Here is a 22,106-nt window from a genome sequence, read left to right as displayed (position 1 = left end):
TTGCGGCAGCTATCAGCTATCCAGCGCTTTGTATTTTTCGCGCAGGTGGTTTCGGATATAGACGGCCGACAGGTTGAGCGTGGCAATCACCAGCACCAGCAGCAGCGCCGTGGCGTACACCAGCGGCCGCGCGGCCTCGACGTTCGGGCTCTGGAAGCCGACGTCATAGATGTGGAAGCCCAAGTGCATGATCTTCTGGTCCAGGTGCAAGTACGGGTAGTTACCATCCACCGGCAGCGACGGCGCCAGTTTCACCACACCCACCAGCATCAGCGGCGCCACTTCACCGGCGGCGCGAGCCACGGCCAGGATCATGCCGGTCATCATCGCCGGGCTGGCCATCGGCAGCACGATCTTCCACAAGGTTTCAGCCTTGGTTGCGCCGAGGGCCAACGAGCCTTCGCGCACGGTGCGAGGAATCCGCGCGAGGCCTTCTTCGGTGGCCACGATCACTACCGGCACCGCCAGCAGCGCCAGGGTCAGGGACGCCCAGAGCAGGCCCGGTGTACCGAAGGTCGGTGCCGGCAGCGCTTCCGGGAAGAACAACCGGTCGACCGAACCGCCCAGCACATAGACGAAGAAGCCCAGACCGAACACGCCGTAAACGATCGCCGGAACACCCGCGAGGTTGTTCACGGCGATGCGGATCAAGCGCGTCATGGTGTTCTGTTTCGCGTATTCACGCAGATAGACCGCCGCCAGCACGCCGAATGGCGTCACGATCATCGCCATGATCAACGTCATCATCACGGTGCCGAAAATCGCCGGGAAGATCCCGCCTTCGGTGTTCGCTTCACGCGGGTCGTCACTCAGGAACTCCCAGACCTTGCTGAAGTAGAAACCGATCTTGGTGAACGTACCCATGGCGTTCGGCTGGTAGGCATGAACCACTTTGCCGATGCCGATTTCGATCTCTTTGCCGTTGGCATCGCGGGCCGTGAGGCTGTCGCGGTTGAACTGGGCGTGCAGGTCGTTCAGGCGTGCTTCGATGTTCTGATAACGAGCGTTCAGCTCGGCGCGCTCGGACTCCACGTCCGCTTGCGCGGTAGCATCCATTGTCCCGGCCAGTTCCAGCTTGCGACCGTGCAGACGCAAGCGCTCCAGCCCTGCGTTGATTGCGCCAATGTCGGTTTTTTCCAGATTTTTGAGCTGCGCGGCGAGTTTGTTGACGCGATCGACACGAGCCTGCAACTCTGGCCATGCGGCTTCGCCTTCAGCGATGACCTTGCCATCCTGTTTGACGTTGACCAGGTAGCCGTAGAAGTTGCCCCACTCGCGACGCTCGATGGTCATCAGCTCGGGCGGCGTCTTCTGGCTAGTCAGCCACTCGCCGACGATCCAGGTGAAGTCGTTGCCATTCAGGTCACGGTTGCCGACCTTGATCAGCTCGCGGGTCATGAACTCCGGGCCCTGATCGGGCACCGGCAGGCCAGCACTTTTAAGACGCTCGCGCGGCACTTCTTCTTTCTGCACCACTTCGCCAATGACGAGGTGATTAGCCTGACCCGGCACGTCGTAACTGGCATGCACCAGGTCGGCCGGCCAGAAGTGGCCCAGACCGCGCACGGCAATCACTGCCAGCAAGCCTATGGTCATGATGACCGCGATGGACACCGCGCCACCGCTGATCCAGACGCCAGGGGCGCCGCTCTTGAACCATCCTTTCAGGGAGTTCTGTTTCACAGACTTCTACCTTTCTTAAAGCGACGAGTATTTCTTGCGCAGACGCTGACGAATCAGTTCCGCGAGGGTGTTCATGACGAAGGTGAACAACAGCAGCACCAGCGCCGAGAGGAACAGCACGCGGTAGTGGCTGCCGCCGACTTCCGATTCGGGCATTTCCACCGCGACGTTGGCGGCCAGCGTTCGCAGACCTTCGAACAGGTTCATTTCCATGACCGGGGTGTTACCGGTGGCCATCAGTACGATCATGGTTTCACCGACCGCACGGCCCATGCCGATCATCAGCGCCGAGAAGATGCCCGGGCTGGCGGTGAGGATCACCACGCGGGTCATGGTCTGCCACGGCGTGGCACCGAGGGCCAGGGAACCGAGGGTCAAACCGCGAGGCACGCTGAACACGGCGTCTTCGGCAATGGAGTAGATGTTCGGGATCACCGCGAAGCCCATGGCCAGACCGACCACCAGTGCGTTGCGCTGGTCGTAGGTGATGCCCAGGTCGTGGGAGATCCACATGCGCATGTCGCCGCCGAAGAACCAGGTTTCCATGTACGGGCTCATGTACAGCGAGAGCCAGCCCACGAACAGGATCACCGGAATCAGGATCGCGCTTTCCCAGCCTTCCGGCACTTTCAGGCGGATGGACTCAGGCAAGCGGCTGAAGGTGAAACCCGCTACCAGAATGCCGATCGGCAAGAGCATCAGCAGACTGAAGATGCCCGGCAAATGCCCTTCCACATACGGTGCGAGGAACAGGCCGGCGAAGAAACCGAGGATCACCGTCGGCATCGCTTCCATCAGTTCGATCACCGGTTTGACCTTGCGGCGCATGCCCGGGGCCATGAAATACGCAGTGTAGATTGCAGCGGCGACGGCCAGAGGTGCGGCCAGCAGCATGGCGTAGAACGCGGCTTTCAACGTACCGAAAGTCAGCGGAGACAAACTCAGCTTGGGTTCGAAGTCAGTGTTGGCGGCAGTCGATTGCCAGACGTATTTAGGCTCGTCGTAGTTCTCGTACCAGACCTTGCTCCACAACGCGCTCCACGACACTTCCGGGTGCGGGTTGTCGAGCAGCAGCGGCTGAATCTTGCCGCCCGCCTCCACGATCACCCGGTTGGCCCGTGGCGACAGGCCAAAAATGCCTTGGCCATCGACCACCTGATCCACCAGCAAGGTGCGGTGGGCGGTGCTGTGGAACACGCCGAGCTTGCCGGACGCATCGAGGGCGATGAAGCCTTTGCGACGTTCTTCAGCGGTGATTTCAACGATCGGCGCAGTGCCCATCTGGAAGTTACGAATCTGCTTCAGACGCAGTTCGCCATCGTGGTCGCGAGCCATGAACCACTGGGCCAGACCGCCCTTGGAATCGCCGAGGATCAGCGAGATGCCGCCCACCAGTTGAGTACTGGCAGTGATCTGCGCTTCGCCGTCATCCAGCAGTTTGTAGCGACCGTTGAGGCTCTTGTCGCGCAGGCTGAACACGTCGGCCTGGGCGCGACCGTTAATCACGTACAGCCACTGCTGACGTGGGTCGACGAAGATGTTGTTCACCGGCTCGGTCATCTGCGGCAGATCGATGCGCTTCTGCTCGTTGGTGACTTCACCGGTCATCATGTTTTCTTCGCTGGTCAGCGACAAAACATTGAGTTGTGAACCGGTAGAACCGACCAGCATCAGGGTTGTGTCGGTGGCGTTAAGGCTGATGTGCTCCAGGGCACCGCCCGCCTCGTTCAGCGCAATCGGCGTTTCGCCATATGGGTATTCGATGGCTGGCGAGATGGTTTTCTTGCCGTCCGGGTAGCTGACTTTATACGTGTGACGGAACACCAGCGCCTGACCGTTGGACAAGCCCACCGCCACCAATGGATGGCCTGGTTGGTCTTCGCCAATGGAGGTCACGGTAGTGCCGGCCGGAATCGACAGATCGACACGCTTGAGTTCAGCGCCACTGTCGATATCGAAGAACAACGCCTGGCCCTTGTCGGAAACCCGCATGGCGACCTGGTTCTGTTCTTCCAGGGAGATCATCAACGGCTTGCCGGCGTCTTGCATCCAGGCGGGCGTGATGGCGTCCTTGACGGTCAAGTCGGCGCCCTGAAACAGGGGCGCGACAACGTAAGCGAGGAAGAAAAAGATCAGCGTGATCGCGCCGAGAACGGCGAGGCCGCCAACGAGGACGTACCAGCGGGTCAGGCGATCTTTGAGCGCGCGGATGCGGCGCTTTCGTTGCAGCTCAGGCGTATTGAAGTCAATTCGCTTGGGGGGATTAGTAGTCATGGTGGAATTGGCCAGATCATTCATTCGCACACCCTAGCGATCCTGTATGACAGAAAGATGACAATGCGGTGACGCAACAAATCCGCCGCCTGTGGGAACTGGCAGCGGACCGAAAATTTGGGGGTGTAGGCGCTGTCGAGGAAACCGAGGCTGCGATCTTTTGATCTTGCGGTTAGAGGCCAGATCAAAAGATCGCAGCCTCGTTTCACTCGACAGCTCCTACAGAGTCCGGGTTTACCCCGGACTCAGGGTTTTACTTTTTTGCGACTTCAGCGCCGCCTTCCTGCAGACCCAGGTCAGCCAGTGCTTTTGCAGCAACCTTGGCTGGCAGTGGGATGTAGCCGTCTTTCACCACAACTTCCTGGCCCTGTTTGGACAGAACCAGTTTCACGAACTCGGCTTCCAGCGGGGCCAGAGGCTTGTTCGGGGCTTTGTTGACGTAAACGTAGAGGAAACGCGACAGCGGGTATTTGCCGTTCAGTGCGTTTTCTTCGGTGTCTTCGATGAACTCGGTACTGCCTTTCTTCGACAGAGCAACGGTTTTCACGCTAGCGGTTTTGTAGCCGATGCCCGAGTAACCGATGCCGTTCAGCGAGGAGCTGATCGACTGGACGACCGAAGCCGAGCCAGGTTGTTCGTTGACGTTTGGCTTGTAGTCGCCTTTGCACAGGGCTTCTTCTTTAAAGTAGCCGTAGGTGCCGGAAACCGAGTTACGACCGAACAGCTGAACCGGCTTGTTGGCCAGGTCGCCGGTCACACCCAGATCACCCCAGGTTTTGACTTCGGTCTTGGCGCCGCACAGACGAGTGGACGAGAAGATCGCGTCGACTTGTTCCATGGTCAGGTGCTGGATCGGGTTGTCTTTGTGAACGAAGACAGCCAGGGCATCCACGGCAACCGGGATTGCGGTTGGCTTGTAACCGTACTTCTGCTCGAAGGCAGCCAGTTCGGTGTCCTTCATCTTGCGGCTCATCGGGCCCAGGTTAGAGGTGCCTTCAGTCAGCGCAGGTGGCGCAGTGGCGGAGCCAGCGGCCTGAATCTGGATGTTTACGTTCGGGTATTCTTTTTTGTAGTTCTCAGCCCACAGGGTCATGAGATTGGCCAGGGTATCGGACCCGACGCTGGACAGGTTGCCCGACACACCAGTGGTTTTGGTGTAGCTCGGGATCGACGGGTCAACAGCGGCGAACGCGTTGGCAGTCGCAACGCCAGCAGCGACAAAAGTCATTGCCGCCATCAAACGCTTCAGTTTCATGCCTTACTCCTAGCAGATAGGTGTGTTAAGTCGGGGCCAAGTATCAGCAGGCCGTGTGAACACTCTATGGCTGAAATATGACAATTGGATGAAAGGCCACCATTTGGCTTTTTTGCAGGATATTTCGCGTCGACTTCATCGCGAGCAAGCTCGCTCCCACAGGGGATCTGCGTTAAACACAGAACCAATGTGGGAGCGAGCTTGCTCGCGATGAGGCCAGTGCAGTCGATGAAAAGGCGTCGGTTTAACGCCCCTTCTTCCAAAGATAAGCACCCACCAAAATCCCGACACCGCAAATGATCGCTACGTAATAGGCCGGCCCCATCGGGCTTTCCTTCAGCAGCAGCGTCACCACCATCGGGGTCAGGCCGCCAAAGATGGCGTAGGCCAGGTTGTAGGAGAACGACAGCCCGCTAAAGCGCACCACCGCCGGGAATGCTTTGACCATCACATACGGCACTGCACCGATGGTGCCGACCAGCAAGCCGGTCAAGGCGTACATCGGGAACAGCCAGTCCGGGTGGTTGAACAGGCTGTGATAGAAGGTCCACGAACTGATCAGCAACGCAGCACTGCCGAACACGAAGACACGACCCGCGCCGAAGCGGTCAGCCAATGCACCGGAGGCGACGCAGCCCAGGCTCAGAAACACGATCGCCAGGCTGTTGGCCTGCAACGCGGTGGTTGGCGAGAAGTGGTAGACAGTCTGCAGCACGGCCGGGGTCATCAGGATGACCACGATGATGCCGGCGGACAGCAGCCAGGTCAGCAGCATGGAAATCAGGATCGCCCCGCGATGGTCGCGCAACACGGCGCGCAGCGGCACTTCTTCTGCCAGGGCCTTGCGCAGTTGCAGCTCGGCGAACACCGGGGTCTCGTGCAGCCAGCGGCGCAGGTAAACCGAGAACAGGCCGAATACGCCACCCAGCAGGAACGGAATCCGCCAGGCGTAATCCGAGACTTCGACCGGGGTGTAAATGCTGTTGATCGCGGTGGCGACCAGCGAGCCCAGCAGGATGCCAGCCGTCAGACCGCTGGTCAGGGTGCCGCAGGCATAACCGATATGACGCTGCGGTACGTGTTCGGAAACGAATACCCACGCGCCCGGCACTTCACCGCCAATCGCAGCGCCTTGAATCACCCGCATCAGCAGCAACAGGATCGGCGCCCACATGCCGATCTGCGCGTAAGTCGGTAGCAGGCCCATGATCAGGGTCGGCACCGCCATCATGAAAATGCTCAGGGTGAACATCTTCTTGCGTCCCAGCAGGTCGCCGAAGTGCGCCATGACGATGCCGCCCAGTGGCCGCGCCAGGTAGCCGGCGGCAAAGATCCCGAAGGTCTGCATCAAGCGCAGCCACTCGGGCATGTCGGCCGGGAAGAACAGCTTGCCGACCACCGTGGCGAAGAACACGAAGATGATGAAATCGTAAAACTCCAGCGCACCGCCCAGGGCAGACAACGACAAAGTCTTGTAATCACTGCGGGTCAGCGGACGTGCGGATTGAGTGGACTGCGCGATGCTCGAGGGCGCTGTGGTCATGGCAAGGCTTCTCTTATAGTCGGATCTGCAACCCCAACAACGCTGGCTGAGGCTTGGGCAGGTCCGGCACGATAACAAATTGTTCGAAAAAGCACATAGAGGTGCGTATTTGACGGTCGAAATGAGAACCGGACGGTCGTCTCGGAGTCTACCGACCGATATACTCGCAATCCTGCATCTGCTTGTAAGGGGTTGCTGTGCGAAAACGTCGTTGGCAGCTGTCAGCCGATTTCGCAGAGTTTCCCTTTAGGCGCCTTACGAAAAACGTGACGAACGTAGTATGTTCGGGGCTGAATCGTTTTTCCTTGAGACGGCTATTCACCTGAAGTACCAATGAGAGTCACGGGTCAGAGGCACCCCCGGCATGATAGAGCTCGAACAAGAAGATCCAATCCCGCAAGGCGACCTGGCCCTGCAAATTACCGCGCTTCCCCGCGAAACCAACGGCTTTGGCGATATTTTCGGCGGTTGGCTGGTGTCGCAGATGGATTTGGCCGGCACCGCAATGGCCAGCAAAGTCGCGGGTGGCCGCGTGGCTACGGTTGCGATCGACCGCATGGCATTTCTGGTTCCGGTAGCGGTGGGCGCTCAGCTCTCCTTCTATACCCAGGCGCTGGAAATCGGCCGCAGCTCGATTCAGATGATGGTCGAAGTCTGGAGTGACGATCCGCTGTCCAGCGAGTGGCGTAAAGTGACTGAAGCCGTGTTTGTGTTCGTCGCCATCGACGGCAGCGGTCGCACCCGTTCGGTTCCGCCTAGAGCTCGTTAAACACTGCGACCTTTCTGCGGTCCATTGCAGTCATTGTTCCTGATCGAGAGTTGCCACATGAGCACGCCCAACGTTGAAGCCGTGAAACTGGATGAACTGAACTGCTGGCGCATCCGCCACGGTCAGGCCGAACTGCTGGTTGCCCAGCAGGGCGCGCACATCCTCAGTTATCAAGTGGCCGGGCAACCGCCGCTGATCTGGCTCAACGACGAGGCAGTGTTCAAGACTGGCAAGAGCATCCGCGCCGGGGTTCCGGTGTGCTGGCCGTGGTTCGGCAACTTGCCGCGCAACCCGCAGAGCGTTCAGGCGATGCGCGTCAGCAACGAAGCGCCGACCGCCCACGGGCTGGTAAGGGCGATGGACTGGGAACTGGGCGGCATTGAAACCGAGGGCGAAAGCCTCAAGGTGGAGTTTGTTCTGCCTTACCCTGAAGGCGGCTTGCCCGGCTGGCCGCATCAAGTGGATTTGAAGCTGAGCATTCGTCTGGATGAGCAACTGCACATCAACCTGACCAGCCATAACCAGGGCGCTGACAAAGTCACCATCAGCCAGGCGCTGCACAGCTATTTCGCGGTCAGCGATGTACGCGAAGTGCATGTCGAAGGGCTGGATGGCTTGAGTTACATCGAAACCCTGGACGACTGGAGAACAGTCACTCAGACCGGCGATCTGCGTTTTGTCGGCGAGACCGATCGTATCTATCTCAATACCCCGGCGAAGCTGAGCATTGTCGATCCGGCCTGGGAACGGCGCATCGAGCTGACCAGCAGCGGCTCACGCTCGGCGGTGATCTGGAATCCGTGGATTGAACGCGCTGCGGCGTTCAGTGACATGGCCGACGATGGCTGGCAGCGCATGCTGTGCATTGAAACGGCGAATGTGATGGATGATGTGGTGACGCTGGCGCCGGGCGCCAGTCATACCCTCGGCGTCAGCATCGGCAGCAAACCCCTATAAGCAACACCATAGAACATTGTGGGAGCGAGCTTGCTCGCGATGGCGGTATAACAGTCAACATAGATGCTGAATGTTATGGCCTCATCGCGAGCAAGCTCGCTCCCACAGTTGATCTTTGTCAGGCTCGATACGCGTTACAGATCTGATTCCTTTACCACCCGCACCTTCGCCGCATCCAGCGCATACGCTGCGTCAGCCAGGTCGTTGTTGACCTTCTCGACCTTCAGCGTGCCGGTCACCCACAGCGGTGTATAGATGTCATTCAGCTTCAAACCTTTCGGATAACGCACCAACACCAATTGATTAGGTGGTGGCGGCGGCACGTGGATGCAGGCGCCCGGATACGGCACGAGGAAAAACAGCGTGCTGCGGCCCTTGGCGTCGGATTCCAGCGGCACCGGATAACCACCGATGCGGATGTTCTTGTCGTTCATCGACGGCACGGTTTTGGTCGAATACATCACCGCCGGCAAGCCCTTGCTCTGCTTCATGCCACCCTTTTGGGTAAAGGTGCCATTGGATTCGGGGGAGTTGTGGTCGATTTCGGGCATTGCCTCGAGGGCTTTCTGGTCCGACTTTGGCATCAATTCGAGCCAATCGGTTTCCGGCAGTTCGCCGGCGTGGGCAAGGCCCGTACCCAGTAATAGGAAGGTCAGCAAAAGACGGCGCATGGAGGTGCTCGGCAAAGGAGAGGACGGTGCAACGCCGAGCATTCTAGCCCTCTCTGCGTGCGGCGCAGAGGGGGCTTTGTCGCTTTGGATCAGTTCTTTCTGATCAAACCGAAGATCACCAGCAACACCACCGCGCCGACCAGCGCACCGATGAAGCCAGCGCCTTCGCCCGCGTGATAGATGCCCAGAGCCTGGCCGCCGTAAGTGGCCGCCAGCGAACCGCCGATACCGAGCAGGATGGTCATGATCCAGCCCATGCTGTCGTCACCCGGCTTCAAGAACCGAGCCAGCAGGCCGACGATCAAGCCGATAAAGATGGTTCCGATAATTCCCATGGCATTTCCCTCTGATTGGTTTGGCTATGCGAAAGCCTAGTCAGACTTCTGCATCCTGCCATGAGAGAACGGCGGGCCCTGAATGGTTCCGCCGCTGCCACATGAAACTATTCGGCGATGAGCGCTTCGACCTTGAGGATCTGCTGCTCCAGCGTGGCCTTGTCGGCGCAGCGCAGGTTGGCGTGACCGACCTTGCGACCGACCTTGAACGCCTTGCCATAGTGATGCAGATGGCAATCGGCAATGGCCAGGACTTTCTCGGTCTCCGGTACTTTACCGATGAAGTTGAGCATCGCGCTCTCGCCGACCTTGGCCGTCGAACCCAGCGGCAGACCGGCAACGGCCCGCAGGTGGTTTTCGAACTGGCTGCACTCGGCACCTTCAGTGGTCCAGTGACCTGAGTTGTGCACGCGCGGAGCAATCTCGTTAGCCTTGAGGCCACCATCGACTTCAAAGAACTCGAACGCCATCACGCCAACGTAGTTCAGTTGCTTGAGTACACGGCTGGAATAGTCTTGCGCCAAGGCTTGCAGCGGGTGATCGGTGCTGGCCACGGACAGTTTAAGAATGCCGCTGTCGTGAGTGTTGTGAACCAGCGGGTAGAACTTCGTTTCGCCATCGCGAGCGCGCACGGCGATCAACGAGACTTCACCGGTAAACGGCACGAAGCCTTCCAACAGGCAGGCCACGCTGCCTAGTTCGGCGAACGTGCCGACCACGTCTTCAGGTTTACGCAGGACTTTCTGGCCCTTGCCGTCGTAACCCAGGGTGCGGGTTTTCAGCACGGCCGGCAGACCGATCGAAGCCACGGCAGCGTCCAGATCGGCTTGCGATTGAATGTCGGCGAACGCCGGGGTGGGAATCCCCAGGTCCTTGAACATGCTCTTCTCGAACCAGCGATCGCGAGCGATGCGCAGGGCTTCGGCGCTCGGGTAGACCGGGACGAATTGCGACAGGAAAGCCACGGTTTCGGCCGGGACGCTTTCGAACTCGAAAGTCACCAAATCGACTTCTTCGGCCAGCTGACGCAGGTGATCCTGATCGCCGTAATCGGCCCGCAGGTGCTCGCCCAACGCGGCTGCGCAAGCATCCGGCGCGGGGTCCAGGAAAGCGAAGTTCATGCCCAGCGGAGTGCCCGCCAGCGCCAACATGCGACCCAACTGGCCGCCACCGATTACACCGATCTTCATCGTCAACAACCTCAGGCGATGCGTGGGTCTGGATTTTCCAGGACGCTGTCTGTCTGCTCAGCGCGGAATTTTTTCAGCACCGCGTGGAACTGCGGGTGCTTGGCGCCAAGGATACTCGCCGAGAGCAACGCTGCGTTGATCGCGCCAGCCTTGCCGATGGCCAGGGTGGCGACCGGAATGCCCGCGGGCATCTGCACGATAGACAGCAGCGAATCGACGCCCGACAGCATCGACGACTGCACCGGCACGCCCAGCACTGGCAGGTGGGTCTTGGCCGCACACATACCTGGCAAGTGAGCCGCGCCGCCAGCACCGGCGATGATCACCTCGATGCCTCGCGCCTCAGCCTCTTCGGCGTACTGGAAGAGCAGGTCCGGGGTGCGGTGGGCAGAGACCACTTTCACCTCGTAAGGAATGCCGAGCTTTTCCAGCATATCGGCGGTGTGGCTAAGGGTGGACCAATCGGACTTGGAGCCCATGATCACGCCAACCAGTGCACTCATCGTCGTGCCTCTTCTCTCTGGGCGCCCGCAGGCGCGTCAAAAAACAACAAGCCACGCAAAATGCGTGGCTTGATTGTACGAATTATGGCCGGACGAACCGGCCGAAGGCCGCGCAGTATACCTCAATGAAGCAGATAAACAGCCCCCGATACGACCATCTGTCATACGGCGCAAAGCGCCGGTTTTATTGACCTTAAGGTCAACGGAATACACCACAAATCTACTGTGGGAGCGAGTCTGCTCGCGAAAGCGTTGTGTCAGGCAACATTGATGTCGACTGATGTACCGCATTCGCGAGCAGGCTCACTCCCACATTAGACATTCGCAGGTCTCAGGATCCGGTTGTTCCTTGGGCGGCACCACCCTCAAGTTTGCGCCACAGCAACCGCACGTTCGCCTTGCGCACCAGCGCGCAGCGGTACAGGCGAATCTCCAGCGGCACATGCCATTGCGGGCCGCCGCAAACCACAAGTTCACCGCGAGCCAGTTCGGCGCGCACGCTGAGCCGCGGCACCCAGGCAATGCCCAATCCTTCCAGCGCCATGCTTTTAAGGCTGTCGGCCATAGCGGTTTCGTAAATGGTGCTGAAGCGCAGCGCACGCTGACGCAGCAGCAAGTTCACCGAACGCCCGAGAAATGCACCGGCGCTGTAAGCGAGCAGCGGCACACTGCCTTCGCCTTCCAGATCGAACAGTGGCTTGCCGTCGGCATCAGCTGCGCAAACCGGGAGCATTTCGGTGTCGCCAAGGTGCAGCGACGGGAAAATCTCCGGGTCCATCTGCATCGCGGCATCCGGGTCATAGAACGCCAACATCAGATCACAACCGCCTTCGCGCAGGGCATGCACCGCATCACCGACGTTGGTTGCCACCAGGCGCGTCGCGATGTTCAGGCCTTCATTACGCAATTGCGCGATCCAGCGCGGGAAGAACCCCAACGCCAGGGAGTGAGCGGCGGCGACCTGTATCACCTCGCCCTGCCCGCCTTCCAAGTGATGAAGGTGTCGCAACACTTCACCGAGCTGCTCGACCACTGTCCGCGCGGTGACCAGAAACAGCTGCCCCGCCGCCGTCAGTTCGATCGGCGTGCGCGAGCGATTGACCAGGGTCAGCCCCAGCGCGGCTTCAAGGCTGCGGATCCGTCGACTGAATGCCGGCTGAGTCACGAAGCGTCGTTCGGCAGCCTGGGAGAAGCTGCGGGTGGCGGCCAGAGCACTAAAGTCCTCAAGCCATTTACTTTCAAGGTTCATCACGCCCTCCCGGACACGCACCAATTTAGGTCACACGCTCGCCGCAGACACGGCGTCACACGGGCATTATGCCGAATGTGCATAGGCTAGTGTTTAACAGCATTGGCCCAAAATTCTCCACAAGCCTAGCATTTGCAGTGTTCCGGCACAGACCGGGTCCATATCGAGATGATTTCTATCATGTCCTCCGCTGCATCTTTCCGCACAGAAAAAGACCTGCTTGGCGTACTCGAAGTACCTGCTCAAGCGTATTACGGCATCCAGACCCTGCGAGCGGTGAACAACTTCCGTCTCTCCGGCGTTCCGATTTCGCATTACCCGAAGCTGGTTGTCGGCCTGGCCATGGTCAAACAGGCCGCCGCTGACGCCAACCGCGAACTGGGTCACCTGAGCGAAGCCAAGCACGCTGCCATCAGCGAAGCCTGTGCACGTTTGATCCGCGGCGATTTCCACGAAGAGTTCGTGGTGGACATGATTCAAGGCGGCGCTGGCACTTCAACCAACATGAATGCCAACGAAGTCATCGCCAACATCGCGCTGGAGGCCATGGGTCACCAGAAGGGCGAATATCAATACCTGCACCCGAACAACGACGTGAACATGGCGCAGTCGACCAACGACGCCTACCCGACCGCGATCCGTCTGGGTCTGCTGCTGGGCCACGACGCGCTGCTGGCCAGCCTCGACAGCCTGATCCAGGCGTTCGCTGCCAAGGGCCAGGAATTCAGCCACGTATTGAAGATGGGCCGTACCCAGCTGCAAGACGCCGTGCCGATGACCCTCGGCCAGGAATTCCGCGCCTTCGCCACCACATTGAGCGAAGACCTGGCACGCCTGAAAACACTGGCACCTGAACTGCTGACCGAAGTGAACCTGGGCGGCACCGCGATCGGTACCGGCATCAACGCCGACCCGCGTTACCAGCACCTGGCCGTTCAGCGTCTGGCGCTGATCAGCGGTCAACCGCTGGTTCCGGCTGCCGACCTGATCGAAGCCACCTCTGACATGGGCGCCTTCGTGCTGTTCTCCGGCATGCTCAAGCGCACCGCGGTCAAGCTGTCGAAGATCTGCAACGACCTGCGCCTGCTGTCCAGCGGCCCACGCACCGGCATCAACGAAATCAACCTGCCAGCGCGTCAGCCAGGCAGCTCGATCATGCCCGGCAAAGTCAACCCGGTTATCCCGGAAGCGGTTAACCAGGTGGCATTCCAGATCATCGGCAACGACCTGGCCCTGACCATCGCAGCCGAAGGCGGCCAGTTGCAATTGAACGTGATGGAGCCGCTGATCGCGTTCAAGATCTTCGACTCGATCCGCCTGCTGCAACGCGCCATGGACATGCTGCGCGAGCACTGCATCGTCGGCATCACCGCCAACGAAGAGCGTTGCCGCGAACTGGTCGAGCACTCGATCGGTCTGGTCACCGCGCTGAACCCGTACATCGGCTATGAAAACGCCACCCGTATCGCCCGTATCGCCCTCGAAAGCGGCCGCGGCGTACTGGAACTGGTGCGCGAAGAAGGCTTGCTCGACGACGAAATGCTCGCCGACATCCTGCGCCCGGAAAACATGATTGCTCCGCGTCTGGTGCCTCTGAAGGCTTAACCGAACGCAACGCCGGCGCCTGCTCTTTTAACGAAGAGTACGAAGCGCCACGCTCACCAGGTCGAGGGACTAGACACCTCTCACCTTTTGAGGGCTTGGGGATTTACTCCCCAAGCCCTTTTTTTTAACTGTTATGCGGATAGCGAATATGTCTGACACCGCAAAGATCGCAGCCTTCGGCAGCTCTAGTAGGAGCTGCCGAAGGCTGCGATCTTTTGATCTTGGCAGCACCTCGTTTCGATTCTTGCACCACAACCGTGCAGACGGACGGCACGCTCATAGGTATAGTGCCGCCCCTCTTCGCGTGAGTGGTCGTCGGTAACGAGGCCCAAACCCATGCGAAACCCGAACTAATAACAAACCCGCAATATGAAATCGGGACGAACCTTCGCCTCACCTGTTTTGCCGCGCGCAAACCGGTGTAACGCGATGTTTCTGACCGCACAGCATTTGCCTACACAAAAAACAGCGAGGAATAATCCATGCTCGAAGTCATTAACGACTTCCTCTCAGGGAAAGTACTGATCGTGCTCATTGTCGGGCTCGGTAGCTACTTCACGATCCGCTCGCGTTTCGTTCAATTGCGTCACTTCTTCCACATGTTCTCGGTGTTCGGCGACAGCCTCAAAAGCAGCGCCGGCCAACTCAGTTCGTTTCAGGCCCTGATGCTCAGCCTCGCCGGTCGCGTCGGTGCGGGTAACATCGCCGGCGTCGGTATCGCCGTGACCCTGGGTGGTCCAGGTGCGGTGTTCTGGATGTGGGTGACCGCACTGGTCGGGATGTCCAGCAGCTTCTTCGAATGCTCCCTCGGCCAGCTCTACAAGCGCTGCGACTCCGACGGCACGTACCGTGGCGGCCCGTCCTATTACATCCAGCACGGCCTGCAGAAACGCTGGCTGGGCATGATCATGGCGTTCCTGCTACTGATCACCTTCGGCTTCGCCTTCAACGGTCTGCAATCCCACGCCGTGACCCACTCGCTGAAAAACGCTTTCGACCTCGACCCCACTTACACGGGCCTGGCCCTGGCGGTGTTGCTGGGTCTGGTGTTCATCGGTGGTATCAAGCGCATCGCCAAGGTCGCTGACCTGTTGGTGCCGGTGAAAACCCTGGTGTACATCGGCGTGACCATCTACGTGATCGTGCTGCAGTTCGACCACGTGCCGGGCATGCTGATGACCATCGTCAAAAGCGCCTTCGGTCTCGACCAGGCCTTCGGTGGCCTGATCGGCACCGCCATCGTCATGGGCGTGAAGCGTGGCGTGTTCGCCAACGAAGCGGGCCTGGGCAGTGCGCCAAACGTGGCTGCGGTCGCGTCGGTCGAGCACCCGGTGGCACAAGGTGTGGTTCAGGCGTTCAGCGTGTTCCTCGACACCTTCGTGATCTGCACCTGCACCGCGTTGCTGATTCTGCTCTCGGGCTTCTACACCCCGGGCTTCGAAGGCGACGGCATTGCCCTGACCCAAAACTCGCTGGCTGCCGTAGTCGGTGACTGGGGCCGCAGCTTCATTTCCGTGGCCCTGTCGTTGTTCGTGTTCACCTCGATCCTCTACAACTACTACCTGGGCGAGAGCAACCTGCGTTTCCTGATCGGTGAAAACCGCAAGGCGCTGATCGGCTACCGCGCACTGGTCCTGGTGTTGATCTTCTGGGGCGCTATCGAAAACCTCGGCACGGTGTTCGCCTTCGCTGACATCACCATGACCCTGCTGGCGTTTGTGAACCTGATCGCGCTGTTCCTGCTGTTCAAAGTCGGCATGCGCATCCTGCGTGACTACGATGACCAGCGCGCGGCCGGGATCAAGACGCCGGTGTTCGATTCGAGCAAGTTCCCGGATCTGGACCTGGACTTGAAAGCCTGGCCAGCCAATTCGCCAGCGGCCGCCACCAAGGCTGAGGCTGAGCCGCAAGGCGTACCTGCAGCGCAACGCTGATCGGTAAAAAACCGGGCGCACCCCCTGCGCCCGGCGTGACACAGTGTGCGGTCAGCGTCATGCTCGACCGCAAGCTGTCATCGTTCTCGGAGAACCCCCATGAATTCCTCGACCTACCCTGCCGCCCAGCACGTCATGGTGCTCTACACCGGCGGCACCATCGGTATGCAAGCCAGTGCTCACGGCCTGGCCCCGGCGTCCGGTTTCGAAGCACGGATGCGCGAGTATCTGCACAGCCAGCCTGACCTTGTCGTGCCGCAGTGGCGCTTTCGCGAGATGTCGCCGCTGATCGACAGCGCCAACATGAGCCCGGCTTACTGGCAGCAACTGCGTGAAGCGGTGGTCGACGCCGTCGATGTCCAGGGTTGCGACAGCGTGCTGATCCTGCATGGCACCGACACCCTCGCCTACAGCGCGGCGGCCATGAGTTTTCAATTACTCGGTCTGCATGCCCGCGTGGTGTTCACCGGTTCCATGCTGCCGGCTGGTGTGACTGACAGTGACGCCTGGGAAAACCTCAGCGGTGCGCTGGTTGCGCTGGGCCAAGGCCTGGCGCCGGGCGTTCATCTGTACTTCCACGGCGAACTGCTGGACCCGACCCGTTGCGCGAAGGTGCGCAGTTTCGGTCGCCATCCGTTCAAGCGTCTTGAGCGTCAGGGTGGCGGTGCGAAGGCTTCTTCAATACCGTTATTGCTGACCTACAACCAGCCCAAGCAACTGGCGAAAGTCGCTGTGCTGCCGCTGTTCCCCGGCATCGGCGCCGAGATACTGGACGGCCTGCTCGACAGTGGCATTCAGGGCCTGGTGCTGGAGTGCTACGGCAGCGGCACCGGGCCAAGCGATAACCCCGAGTTTCTCGCCAGCCTGGAACGGGCGCGGGACAAGGGTGTTGTGGTGGTGGCGGTTACGCAATGCCATGAAGGTGGCGTCGAGCTGGATGTTTACGAGGCCGGCAGCCGGTTGCGTGGCGTTGGCGTACTTTCGGGTGGCGGCATGACCCGCGAAGCAGCGTTCGGCAAATTGCATGGCTTGCTGGGCGCCGGGCTCGACACCGCTGAAGTGCGGCGCCTTGTAGAACTCGACCTCTGCGGCGAACTCAGCTGACACAACCCAAAACCCTGCGGGAGCGAGCTTGCTCGCTCCCGCAGGGAATCATCGTCAGGCATGTAACTTGCTGCCGTTCCAGCATCCCAAGGCTGGAACACCCCATGCTCCACTCCCACCTCACCACCCTCAACGCTGTCTCCCTGGTGCTCAACACCTTCAAGGCCGAAGGTCTGTCGAGCGAAGCACTACTCGCCGGAAGCGGTATCAGCGCGGCGGATCTGAGCCGGGCGGACACGCGCATTACCACCAACCAGGAAATGCTGGTGTGTGCCAATGCCGTCGCGTTACGCCACGATATCGGCCTGGAACTGGGCCGGCGAATGCATGTTTCGTCTTACGGCATGCTCGGGTACGCCTTACTCACCAGCGCCACTTTAGGTGACGCCTTGCGGCTGGCACTGCACTATCCGGCGCTATTAGGAACACTGTTCGAGTTGAGCCTGGAAGAGGATAACGAGCGCATTTGGCTCACTGCTGGCGACTATCGGGAAAAACCTGCGCTGGCGCCATTCAATGTCGAGTTTTGCCTGGTTTCGATGAAGGTCACTTGCGAAGACTTGCTCGGCCAACCGTTGCCGCTGCTTGGCGCCCGCTTCGAATACCCGGCACCGGACTATCAGGCACGCTACACCGAACGTTTCGATTGCCCCTTGCAGTTCGACGCTGCGTCCAACGCCTTCGCCTTTGATAAACGCTGGCTCGATCAACCCTTGCCACTGGCCGATGTCATCACCCATCAGGCCATGGCCGAACGCTGCCGCAAACAGAACACCGAGTTCACGGGTCGCCAGGTGTGGCTGGGGCGAATCCGCCAACTGCTCAGCGCGCAGTTAAATGCGGCGCCCGGCCTAGAAGGTTTGGCCGAGCAGATGAATTGCTCGGCGCGCACCTTGCGTCGGCACCTGAAGGATCTGGGCTGCAGCTATCAGGAATTGCTTGATGAGCTGCGATTCGAGCGGGCCAAACAAATGCTGTGTGAGGACCAACTGCCGATCTATCAAATCGCCGAGGCATTGGGTTTCAGCGAGACCGCGAGTTTCCGCCATGCCTTTGTGCGCTGGAGCGGCGTGGCGCCGAGTCAGTTCCGGCCCTGACCCAGCACCAATGATCGTTCCCATGCTCTGAGCTGGACCACACCCGCGCCAATAAGGGGCGAAATTCGGTCAAATGTTTTGGCCATATCGATCCCCTTTTGGCCTTTCCTGCCGTTCTCTCAAACGCCGCGCGCCGCAAGACTGTGTTCAACCGAATCAGCCTGCGGAGAACAAGAAATGCTGACGATCTACTCGGACGATCACCACCTGCACCACGGCCGTTGCGAATTGATGGACGGGCAACTGATGCCCTGCTTCGAAATGCCCTCGCGGGCCGACCATGTTCTGCAGCGCGTGCAGTACCGCGACCTCGGCCCTGTGGAGGCGCCCCAGGATTTCGGCCTCGACCCGATCGCGCGCGTCCACAGCCGCGACTACCTCGACTTCTTCAAAGGTGCCTGGACGCGCTGGACCGAATTCGGCACCGACGGCGACTTGCTGCCCTACACCTGGCCAGCCCGCACCCTGCGCCGGATCATGCCCACCAGCCTGCACGGCCAGCTCGGCTATTACAGCTTCGACGGTGGCGCACCGATTACCGCCGGTACCTGGCAAGCGGCATACAGTGCGGCGCAAGTCGCGTTGACCGCGCAAGCCGTCATTCAGCGCGGCGCCCGCAGTGCCTTCGCCTTATGCCGTCCACCAGGACACCACGCCGCCAGCGATTTGATGGGCGGTTATTGCTACCTCAACAACGCCGCCATCGCCGCGCAGGCGTTCCTCGATCAGGGCCATAAAAAAGTCGCGATCCTCGACGTCGACTACCACCACGGCAACGGTACTCAATCGATTTTCTATGAGCGCAGCGACGTGCTGTTCACCTCGATCCATGGTCATCCGGAAGCGGAGTTCCCGTTCTTCCTCGGCTACGAAGATGAGCTGGGTGAAGGGGCCGGCGAAGGCTTCAACTTCAACTACCCTTTGCCCGCCGGCAGCGGTTGGGACAGTTGGAGCGCCGCGCTGGAACAAGCCTGCAAAGAGATCGAAAAGTACGGCGCCGATATCGTCGTCGTATCCCTGGGCGTTGATACGTTCAAGGACGATCCGATCTCCCAGTTCAAGCTCGACAGCCCGGATTACCTGGCCATGGGCGCGCGCATCGCCGGCCTCGGTAAGCCGACGCTGTTCGTGATGGAAGGCGGCTACGCGGTAGAAGAAATCGGCATCAATGCCGTGAACGTTCTCGAAGGTTTTGAAAGCGCCCAATGAGGAATTAGAACAATGATCAGTCTCAAGCGTTTTATCGCGCCCGCACTCTTCCCCACAGTACTGTGCGCCACATTGCTCAGTGGTGCCGTTCATGCTGAAGAGCGAACATTGCGCGTCTACAACTGGTTCGACTACATCACCCCCAAAACGCTGGAAGACTTCAAGGCCCAGAACACCCAGACCAAACTGGTCTACGACATCTTCGACACCAACGAAGCGTTGGAGGCCAAGCTGCTGACCGGTAACTCCGGCTATGACGTGGTGGTGCCGTCCAACGTATTCCTCGCCAAGCAGATCGAGGCCGGTGTGTTCCAGCCACTGGACCGCAGCAAACTGCCGAACTGGAACCACCTCGATCCCAAGCTGATGAAGCTGCTGGAAGGCAACGATCCGGGCAACAAATTCGCCGTGCCCTACATGTACGGCACCATCCTGATCGGCTTCAACCCGGACAAGGTCAAAGCCGCCCTGGGTGACAACGCACCGGTGGACAGCTGGGACCTCATCTTCAAGGAAGAGAACATCAGCAAGCTCAAGCAGTGCGGCGTCGCGCTACTCGACTCGCCGTCGGAGATTCTGCCGCTGGCCCTGCAACACCTCGGCCTGGACCCCAACAGCAAGAAGCCGGCGGACTACGAAAAGGCTGAAGCGCTGTTGATGAAGATTCGTCCGTACATCACCTACTTCCATTCCTCCAAGTACATGGCCGACATTGCCAACGGTGACATCTGCGTCGCGGTCGGTTATTCCGGCAGCTTCTCCCAGGCCGCCAACCGCGCGAAGGAAGCCAAGAACGGCGTGATCGTCGACATGCGCCTGCCGAAAGAAGGCGCGCCGATCTGGTTCGACATGCTCTCCATCCCGAAAGGCGCGAAGAACCCGGAAGACGCCTACACCTTCATCAACTACTTGTTGCAGCCGCAGGTGATTGCACCGGTCAGCGACTTCGTCGGTTACCCGAACCCGAACAAGGACGCCACAGAACTGGTCGACCCGGCGATCCGCAACAACCCGAATCTGTACCCCACCGAAACGGCGATGAGCACGCTTTACACCCTGCAACCGCTGCCCCGTGATGCCGAACGGGCGCGGACCCGGGCCTGGACCAAGATCAAGTCCGGGACCTGAAACCTGACGAAAGTCTTCGACCTCAGGGACGCCAAGCCTTTTGCAATCGCCCGAGCGCTGCGCTGATCGCCGCCTCGGGCACCGCCGCAAAGCCCAGCACCAACCCGGCGCGTTGATCCACAGTGTTTCTCGAATCCGGTAACCAGTAACTGCTCAGGCCGTTGATCTCCACATCGACACTGGCGGCGGCTTCAATCAGTTCGCGTTCGCGGGCCTGAGTGTCGACCGCCACCGCCAGGTGCAGCCCAGCCGCCACACTCGGCAGGCTGCCAACCCCGGAAATATCCGAGGGCCAGTTGGCCAGAAGAGTATTGCGGCGACTCAACGCGGCGCGGCGCATGCGGCGGATATGCCGCTGGAAATGCCCGGCCGCCATGAACTCGGCCATGACGGCCTGGGTGCTCACCTCGGAGTGGCGCACATCGACCGCGCGACGCTGGGCGAAAGCGTCTACCAATGACGGTGGCAGCACCAGATAGCCCAGGCGCAATGCCGGGAATGCCACTTTGCCGAACGTGCCGACGTAGAGCACCCGCCCGTGACGATCAAGCGCAGCCAGCGGTGCCAGTGGCGCGCCGCTGTAACGATACTCGCCATCGTAATCATCCTCGACGATCCAACCCTCGGTTCGCTCGGCCCAAGCCAACAACTCCAGCCGCCGCGCCAGACTCATCACCACCCCGGTCGGGTACTGATGCGACGGCGTGACATAGGCCAATCGACAATCGTTGAGCCCGTTCAATTCGGTGCAGTCGATGCCGTCGCTGTCCACCGCCACCCCGTGCAATCGCGCACCGGCCACGGCGAACGCATGACCCGCCGCCCGATACCCCGGATTCTCGATCGCCACGCCATCGCCCGGCTCTACCAGCAGCTGTGCACAAAGGCTAATCCCCTGCTGTGCGCCACTGGTGATCACTATTTGCTCAGCCGTGCACTGCATCCCCCGGGAGCTGCGCAGATACGCGGCAATCAAACCGCGTAATCGTGCATCGCCCGCAGGATCGCCGTAACACAACTGCTGAAGATCCGGTTTACGCCAGAAAGCCGCATTCAGCTTGGCCCAGACCTCGAAAGGAAACAGGTCGAAAGCCGGAACTCCCACGCGAAAGGCGCGGGGCGGACCACTCGGCGGCAAGGCCAAATGGTTCTTTTCCACGCGCCCGAGCGCACCGCTGTGGATAACTTTGCTGGATGAAACCTCAGGTAAATCCAGCCAATTTGTGGATAAGGCTGTGGGTAACCCTGTTGACAACCCTGTGGATACTTTTGTGGATAGTTTTTTTACCGGCAATACTGATTGAGGCAATTGCGCGACATACGTCCCGTCACCCACGCGTCCTTCAATAAAGCCCTCGGCGTAGAGCTGATCGTAGGCCCGGACCACGCTGTTTCGGGAAATCGACAACGCCGCCGCCAGATCGCGACTGGCCGGTAATCGCGTACCGCTGGCCAGCCGACCGTCGAGCACTCGCACCCGCAAGGCTTGATAGAGCTGACGGCTCAAACCCTGACGGCGATCGAGTTCGATACCGGCCGGGTTGAATGACAAGGACAGTGGCTCGCTGGTCATGGCAATGGACCTATGAAATTGGTCGTT

18 protein-coding genes are annotated in these 22,106 nt (G+C 60.0%); 8 read left to right on the top strand and 10 right to left on the bottom strand.

From position 1 onward, the window contains the following. Positions 1–12: 12 nt before the first annotated feature. The 4 genes from pstA to MO767_RS03700 all read right to left on the bottom strand — a co-directional run bounded on the left by pstA (position 13) and on the right by MO767_RS03700 (position 6,755). Positions 13–1,683: a phosphate ABC transporter permease PstA gene (gene pstA / locus MO767_RS03715; protein WP_282479455.1), complete on the bottom strand. Its 1,671-nt coding sequence runs from the start codon at positions 1,681–1,683 to the stop codon at positions 13–15. A gap of 15 nt (positions 1,684–1,698) precedes the next feature. Continuing rightward, positions 1,699–3,732, bottom strand: a complete 2,034-nt coding sequence (locus tag MO767_RS03710) for an ABC transporter permease subunit (protein WP_282479617.1) — start codon at positions 3,730–3,732, stop codon at positions 1,699–1,701. Between the two features lie 478 nt (positions 3,733–4,210). After that, entirely contained in the window at positions 4,211–5,212 is a 1,002-nt protein-coding gene (locus tag MO767_RS03705) for a phosphate ABC transporter substrate-binding protein PstS (protein ID WP_282479454.1), read from the bottom strand. Positions 5,213–5,456: 244 nt separating this feature from the next. Beyond that, positions 5,457–6,755: an MFS transporter gene (locus MO767_RS03700; RefSeq protein ID WP_282479453.1), complete on the bottom strand. Its 1,299-nt coding sequence runs from the start codon at positions 6,753–6,755 to the stop codon at positions 5,457–5,459. Between the two features lie 364 nt (positions 6,756–7,119). Between MO767_RS03700 and MO767_RS03695 the strand changes: the two genes are divergently transcribed. Then, on the top strand, positions 7,120–7,524 hold the full coding sequence (locus tag MO767_RS03695) for an acyl-CoA thioesterase (RefSeq protein WP_003177184.1): 405 nt from the start codon (positions 7,120–7,122) through the stop codon (positions 7,522–7,524). A 57-nt stretch (positions 7,525–7,581) separates the two neighbouring features. Then, the gene (locus tag MO767_RS03690) at positions 7,582–8,481 is read left to right on the top strand and encodes a D-hexose-6-phosphate mutarotase (RefSeq protein WP_282479452.1); all 900 of its coding nucleotides are present in this window, start codon (positions 7,582–7,584) and stop codon (positions 8,479–8,481) included. Between the two features lie 134 nt (positions 8,482–8,615). Here the strand turns inward: MO767_RS03690 and MO767_RS03685 are convergent, their stop codons facing one another. The 5 genes from MO767_RS03685 to MO767_RS03665 form a co-directional block, all read right to left on the bottom strand. After that, positions 8,616–9,152, bottom strand: a complete 537-nt coding sequence (locus tag MO767_RS03685; RefSeq protein WP_282479451.1) for a DUF3299 domain-containing protein — start codon at positions 9,150–9,152, stop codon at positions 8,616–8,618. 89 nt (positions 9,153–9,241) lie between these two features. Beyond that, complete coding sequence (locus MO767_RS03680; protein ID WP_129439888.1) at positions 9,242–9,487, bottom strand: GlsB/YeaQ/YmgE family stress response membrane protein; 246 nt, start codon at positions 9,485–9,487, stop codon at positions 9,242–9,244. A gap of 107 nt (positions 9,488–9,594) precedes the next feature. Beyond that, positions 9,595–10,677: a 5-(carboxyamino)imidazole ribonucleotide synthase gene (locus MO767_RS03675; RefSeq protein ID WP_282479450.1), complete on the bottom strand. Its 1,083-nt coding sequence runs from the start codon at positions 10,675–10,677 to the stop codon at positions 9,595–9,597. 11 nt (positions 10,678–10,688) lie between these two features. Then, positions 10,689–11,180, bottom strand: coding sequence for a 5-(carboxyamino)imidazole ribonucleotide mutase (gene purE, locus MO767_RS03670; protein ID WP_008150032.1), 492 nt, complete (start codon positions 11,178–11,180; stop codon positions 10,689–10,691). A gap of 331 nt (positions 11,181–11,511) precedes the next feature. Beyond that, positions 11,512–12,429 carry a LysR substrate-binding domain-containing protein gene (locus tag MO767_RS03665; RefSeq protein WP_282479449.1) on the bottom strand — a complete coding sequence of 306 codons (918 nt, stop codon included), beginning with the start codon at positions 12,427–12,429 and terminating at the stop codon, positions 11,512–11,514. A gap of 180 nt (positions 12,430–12,609) precedes the next feature. Here MO767_RS03665 and aspA point away from each other — a divergent pair, with 180 nt between their 5' ends. From aspA to MO767_RS03635, 6 genes are all read left to right on the top strand, one after another. After that, the gene (gene aspA, locus MO767_RS03660; protein WP_201184599.1) at positions 12,610–14,034 is read left to right on the top strand and encodes an aspartate ammonia-lyase; all 1,425 of its coding nucleotides are present in this window, start codon (positions 12,610–12,612) and stop codon (positions 14,032–14,034) included. A 482-nt stretch (positions 14,035–14,516) separates the two neighbouring features. Further along, complete coding sequence (locus MO767_RS03655; protein WP_282479448.1) at positions 14,517–15,968, top strand: alanine/glycine:cation symporter family protein; 1,452 nt, start codon at positions 14,517–14,519, stop codon at positions 15,966–15,968. Between the two features lie 99 nt (positions 15,969–16,067). Next, positions 16,068–17,072, top strand: coding sequence for an asparaginase (locus tag MO767_RS03650; protein ID WP_282479447.1), 1,005 nt, complete (start codon positions 16,068–16,070; stop codon positions 17,070–17,072). A gap of 104 nt (positions 17,073–17,176) precedes the next feature. Then, entirely contained in the window at positions 17,177–18,169 is a 993-nt protein-coding gene (locus tag MO767_RS03645) for an AraC family transcriptional regulator (protein ID WP_282479446.1), read from the top strand. A 177-nt stretch (positions 18,170–18,346) separates the two neighbouring features. Continuing rightward, complete coding sequence (locus tag MO767_RS03640; protein WP_282479445.1) at positions 18,347–19,378, top strand: histone deacetylase family protein; 1,032 nt, start codon at positions 18,347–18,349, stop codon at positions 19,376–19,378. Positions 19,379–19,390: 12 nt separating this feature from the next. Then, entirely contained in the window at positions 19,391–20,506 is a 1,116-nt protein-coding gene (locus MO767_RS03635; RefSeq protein ID WP_282479444.1) for a polyamine ABC transporter substrate-binding protein, read from the top strand. Between the two features lie 22 nt (positions 20,507–20,528). On the opposite strand, the gene MO767_RS03630 is transcribed toward MO767_RS03635, so the two are convergent. Further along, positions 20,529–22,079 (bottom strand): PLP-dependent aminotransferase family protein, encoded by a 1,551-nt coding sequence (locus MO767_RS03630; RefSeq protein ID WP_282479443.1) that lies wholly within the window; start codon positions 22,077–22,079, stop codon positions 20,529–20,531. Positions 22,080–22,106 lie beyond the last annotated feature (27 nt).

This window comes from Pseudomonas sp. UYIF39 (genome assembly GCF_029963765.1).
Lineage (GTDB): Bacteria > Pseudomonadota > Gammaproteobacteria > Pseudomonadales > Pseudomonadaceae > Aquipseudomonas.
The sequence above is the reverse complement of the archived record's forward strand: the minus strand, read 5'-3'. Positions and strand labels throughout refer to the sequence as shown.

Bases quoted from the DNA above. Each gene is read 5' to 3' on its own strand.
- MO767_RS03665 (WP_282479449.1), bottom strand. From the start codon at position 12,429: ATGAACCTTGAAAGTAAATGGCTTGAGGACTTTAGTGCTCTGGCCGCC.
- MO767_RS03705 (WP_282479454.1), bottom strand. From the start codon at position 5,212: ATGAAACTGAAGCGTTTGATGGCGGCAATGACTTTTGTCGCTGCTGGC.
- MO767_RS03700 (WP_282479453.1), bottom strand. From the start codon at position 6,755: ATGACCACAGCGCCCTCGAGCATCGCGCAGTCCACTCAATCCGCACGT.
- MO767_RS03650 (WP_282479447.1), top strand. From the start codon at position 16,068: ATGAATTCCTCGACCTACCCTGCCGCCCAGCACGTCATGGTGCTCTAC.
- MO767_RS03695 (WP_003177184.1), top strand. From the start codon at position 7,120: ATGATAGAGCTCGAACAAGAAGATCCAATCCCGCAAGGCGACCTGGCC.
- MO767_RS03630 (WP_282479443.1), bottom strand. From the start codon at position 22,079: ATGACCAGCGAGCCACTGTCCTTGTCATTCAACCCGGCCGGTATCGAA.
- MO767_RS03675 (WP_282479450.1), bottom strand. From the start codon at position 10,677: ATGAAGATCGGTGTAATCGGTGGCGGCCAGTTGGGTCGCATGTTGGCG.
- MO767_RS03645 (WP_282479446.1), top strand. From the start codon at position 17,177: ATGCTCCACTCCCACCTCACCACCCTCAACGCTGTCTCCCTGGTGCTC.
- MO767_RS03635 (WP_282479444.1), top strand. From the start codon at position 19,391: ATGATCAGTCTCAAGCGTTTTATCGCGCCCGCACTCTTCCCCACAGTA.
- MO767_RS03710 (WP_282479617.1), bottom strand. From the start codon at position 3,732: ATGCAAGACGCCGGCAAGCCGTTGATGATCTCCCTGGAAGAACAGAAC.
- MO767_RS03680 (WP_129439888.1), bottom strand. From the start codon at position 9,487: ATGGGAATTATCGGAACCATCTTTATCGGCTTGATCGTCGGCCTGCTG.
- MO767_RS03655 (WP_282479448.1), top strand. From the start codon at position 14,517: ATGCTCGAAGTCATTAACGACTTCCTCTCAGGGAAAGTACTGATCGTG.
- MO767_RS03685 (WP_282479451.1), bottom strand. From the start codon at position 9,152: ATGCGCCGTCTTTTGCTGACCTTCCTATTACTGGGTACGGGCCTTGCC.
- purE (WP_008150032.1), bottom strand. From the start codon at position 11,180: ATGAGTGCACTGGTTGGCGTGATCATGGGCTCCAAGTCCGATTGGTCC.
- aspA (WP_201184599.1), top strand. From the start codon at position 12,610: ATGTCCTCCGCTGCATCTTTCCGCACAGAAAAAGACCTGCTTGGCGTA.
- MO767_RS03640 (WP_282479445.1), top strand. From the start codon at position 18,347: ATGCTGACGATCTACTCGGACGATCACCACCTGCACCACGGCCGTTGC.
- MO767_RS03690 (WP_282479452.1), top strand. From the start codon at position 7,582: ATGAGCACGCCCAACGTTGAAGCCGTGAAACTGGATGAACTGAACTGC.